The following is a 3,749-nucleotide window of genomic DNA, read 5'->3' on the forward strand; positions in this document are numbered from 1 at the left end:
AATCAAGCCAATGCAGCAAAAAATTATACGTTGTCACTCGATCCCGGTATTTTGTCGGGTAAGAAAGCAACACACATCGAAACCGACATTGCTAATGCCGCAATCGTAAGCGGAAATTTGTCAGCATCGCTCACAGCGAATCAAATACAAACACACCGGTTACAACCTCGAGCTATTTCGGCAGTAGTAAAAAAACTTACTCAACAATAATGATACTTTGAGAATTGCGAATGTCGGAAATTTATTATTAATCCTTGCCGCATTGGGATTTATAGCTGCGAATTTTTTTTATACCATTTTCCATTCTCAACTATGTCATATTCAGAATAGTTGTTGATTATTAATTCCCAAAGCCTTTCAATTTTTAATTCAATCAGTTTGTCATAATCATTTTTTACAAATAAATATACCGGTGGTTTATTTTTAAATTCTTCATAGAATGCTTCCCACTGGTAGTCCAGATAATACTCCAGTATCCAACCATTTGTACTTAACTCCGGCAAATGGGAAGTCAATACGTACATTCTTGGGTTCCCACAAATAAAGATGGCCTCTTCTGGCTTAATCACCTCCATGATTTTAACAGCATCATCCTTTGCATAATCGAAACTAGATAATTTTGTATAATTCTTTGACATTATTCCTTGTTTAAGGGAAGTAATTTGATTATTAAGAGCAAGTGCTACAACTGCAACAACTATTAAATTTGCAATAAATTGTCTTTTTGGATTTGTTATGAGCAATAAATGATAAAGGACAAAATCTAAACCCAGTAATGCTAATAAACCGATCGGAACATACAACAACTGAAACTGGTATGACCACCAGGAGGTTTTTTGCATGAGAATCACTACTAAACCAACAATACCCCATGATAGTACTAAACCGAAGAAATGAAATTCTTTTTTGGGAATAAGAAAAAAAGCAATGGCAGCCAATAATACCAGCAGAATCATTTTTCTCCCAAACCAGCTAATCGATCCATATAGTCGACTCGGATCGATTTGATCAGTTAGGCCTATCACACTTGTCGGTATTTTAAAAAAAATTTCTAGAACGAGATTTTCGATCTGATGAGTAAAGATGTACCCTAGAAAAATCGATACCGGGAGCATTAATCCTAGGATAATCGGAAGTAATTGCTTATTAATGATGTGCTTAAAGTTCTTGTACTTAATTGTGAATATGAAATGGATAAGCAGAAACGAAAAAATGATCGGAGCAAAAACTAATTTACTTAAAACCACAATACCGATTAGAACACCTATTGCCAAATAGGTAGCAAATAGGTTGTTATCTGTTTTGTATGCTTTATCTAATAACCAAATAATGAGGAATAGCGGGAAGTTAATCAGCGCTTCCAATTGGGTTAATTGAAAAAATGTTGCGTTACAATAATATACCCCAACAATAAATAGGGGTAGAAGAGCATTAAAATAGTCTAATCGGAAAAGCTGGTATTCTTTTATTGAATGAAACAAAATAGCTGAAAATAACACCCAATATCCTAATTCGAATAAATGAATACTGATATCACTCCAGCCGATAGTTTTGCCTGCTGCCAAATAAAATAAAAAAATACCGGGTTGTTTATAGTCAAATAAGTCTTTATAAAGTACCTTTCCGGAATCTAATAATTGGGCAATAACTACAAACAAGGATTGATCTCCCCCCAATACAGTAGGGCTTTTAATTAAACCTACAGTTATTATGAGTAACAGGGTTGCAATAATCGCCAGCCGGCTTTCAATATATTGAAGAATCATAATTATCAAATACGCTTAGAGGAAACAATGGATAGTCACTAGTGAACTTATCTATTAAAATGCTGAGATCTCAGAGTTGTTCAAGAATTTAGTGTGTTCAAATATTCACAGATGTACTCATTTTATTCGATTAACTCCCAAGAAATCTCATGTCTATATCAAGTGCAACAAGTGATAATAGCAAACCCATATAGCAATGAAAAGTTAACACGTCGGCTGTCTTTCAAATCCTCAAATAAACATCATTACAAGAGCCTATTCCTCGCCACAAACACCTTTTGGGTCAAGTCGAGCAAACAAAGAGATAATGAGTGTGTGCTGCGGATCATGACAAGACCACTTCGTTGAGTGAGGTTCCCTCTGTTTTTCGTCTTCCAATAGGTGAACAGTTTTATGCTATCAGCTTTTTCTTCTGTTGAGTGATTAGCCAGTCATTTAGAAACCGCATTGGTGATTTATAGCCTAACGTTGAGTGCTGCCGTTTCCGGTTGTAGAGTACCTCGATGTACTCGAAGCTCATGGTAGCCATCTCTGCGCGTGTTTCATAACGTAGTCCATGCACTCGCTCGTTCTTGAAGCTGTTGAACTTGAGGTATGCTGATTCTCATGGAATCCGAAGTTTCATAAAATGAAGACATGAAATGGAGGATGAAGATGGAATTACCCCGCACACAATATAGTCAGGAATTTCGGAAGGAATCAGTTAAGTTTTTCAAAGAAAGTGGATTGACTCTGGTTGAAGCAGCAAAACGTCTGTCGTTACCCAAGGGGACACTAAAAAACTGGGTTTATGCTGACAAACGAGGAGAACTCGCTACAGTAGGCAAGCATCAGAAGCCGCTGACTGAAGTTGAGTTAGAGCTACTCGGAGTTAAACGCGAATTAGCAGAAGTGAAGATGGAGCGTGACTTTATAAAAAAGTGTGCGACGTATTTTGCTAAGGAGTCACGGTGAGATACGGTCTGATTGAGTCGATGCGACGAAGCTATCCGGTTGCGCACATGTGTCGAACACTGAATGTTTCCGAGAGCGGCTTCATGCCCAAAGAACTCGCCCGCTTTGTGAACGTAAGCGGGAGAATACAAGGCTGGAAATAGAAATACTGGCCGCGCACCAACGTACACGAGAGGCCTGCAGTGCGAAGCGCTTGCATCATGATTTGGCGGATCACGGAGTACAAGCCACGCCATACCGCGTTCGAACATTGCGCAAGAAATTGGGTTTGCGTTGTAAGCAAAAGCTAAAATTCAAGGTGACGACCGATTCTAAACATAATTTACCGATTGCGCCCAATATTCTGAACCGGGGATTTTCTGTTAATGCACCTGGTAAAGTATGGGTCAGTGACATTACTTATATTCCCACGGATGAAGGCTGGTTGTACTTGGCTGGAATAAAAGATCTATTTGATAGCGAGCTGGTAGGCTATGCCATTAATGAGAGAATGACAAAGAGCTTGGTTATACAGGCATTATTTCGTGCAACTGCAAGTAAACATAAGGATAAAGGGCTAATTGCTCACTCAGATCGAGGTGGCCAATACTGTGCGCATGATTACCAGAATCTATACAACAATTTGGCAGATCGTTCCAATGAGCCGTAAAGGTGATTGCTATGATAATGCTCCGATGGAAAGCTTCTGGGGGATACTTAAAACCGAACTGGTGCATCATCGGAGATTCAAAACACGGCAACAAGCCATTCAGGAGATTACCGAATAGTTCGAAATCTTCTATAACAGGCAGCGCAAGCAGGAAAGATTAGGTTATCTGTCACCAGCACAATTACGCAGCGATACTATGCAAATCTAGCCGCTGCTTAAACACATGGACTCCATTTTTGACAGCACCTCAGAGCCGCAATCAGCGAGACAAGCTTCGAGAAAGATTAGAAGGAATAGCCGGTGCTGATACGATCATAGAATTGATTGAGCAAGTGCAGAATGACGAACGAATTTGTCCTATTGTCAGGAAACAAAGCTGT

Annotated in this window: 2 protein-coding genes and 2 pseudogenes; 2 read left to right on the top strand and 2 right to left on the bottom strand. The window is 39.1% G+C overall.

What is annotated here, in order from left to right; translation table 11 throughout:
• A partial coding sequence (locus ACH10T_RS08985) for a hypothetical protein (protein WP_394808955.1) occupies positions 1-210 on the top strand: 210 nt, incomplete at its 5' end.
• 59 nt (positions 211-269) lie between these two features.
• On the opposite strand, the gene ACH10T_RS08990 is transcribed toward ACH10T_RS08985, so the two are convergent.
• Both ACH10T_RS08990 and ACH10T_RS08995 read right to left on the bottom strand, forming a co-directional pair.
• A complete protein-coding gene (locus tag ACH10T_RS08990) occupies positions 270-1,766 on the bottom strand; it encodes a hypothetical protein (protein ID WP_394808956.1) in 1,497 nt (498 codons plus the stop codon).
• A gap of 391 nt (positions 1,767-2,157) precedes the next feature.
• Positions 2,158-2,352, bottom strand: a pseudogene (locus ACH10T_RS08995) (IS3 family transposase); the annotation flags it as partial.
• Positions 2,353-2,420: 68 nt separating this feature from the next.
• Here ACH10T_RS08995 and ACH10T_RS09000 point away from each other — a divergent pair.
• Positions 2,421-3,588, top strand: a pseudogene (locus tag ACH10T_RS09000) (IS3 family transposase).
• The last annotated feature ends 161 nt before the right edge of the window (positions 3,589-3,749 follow it).

The sequence above is a fragment of the Nitrosomonas sp. genome (genome assembly GCF_043753625.1).
Classification (GTDB): domain Bacteria; phylum Pseudomonadota; class Gammaproteobacteria; order Burkholderiales; family Nitrosomonadaceae; genus Nitrosomonas.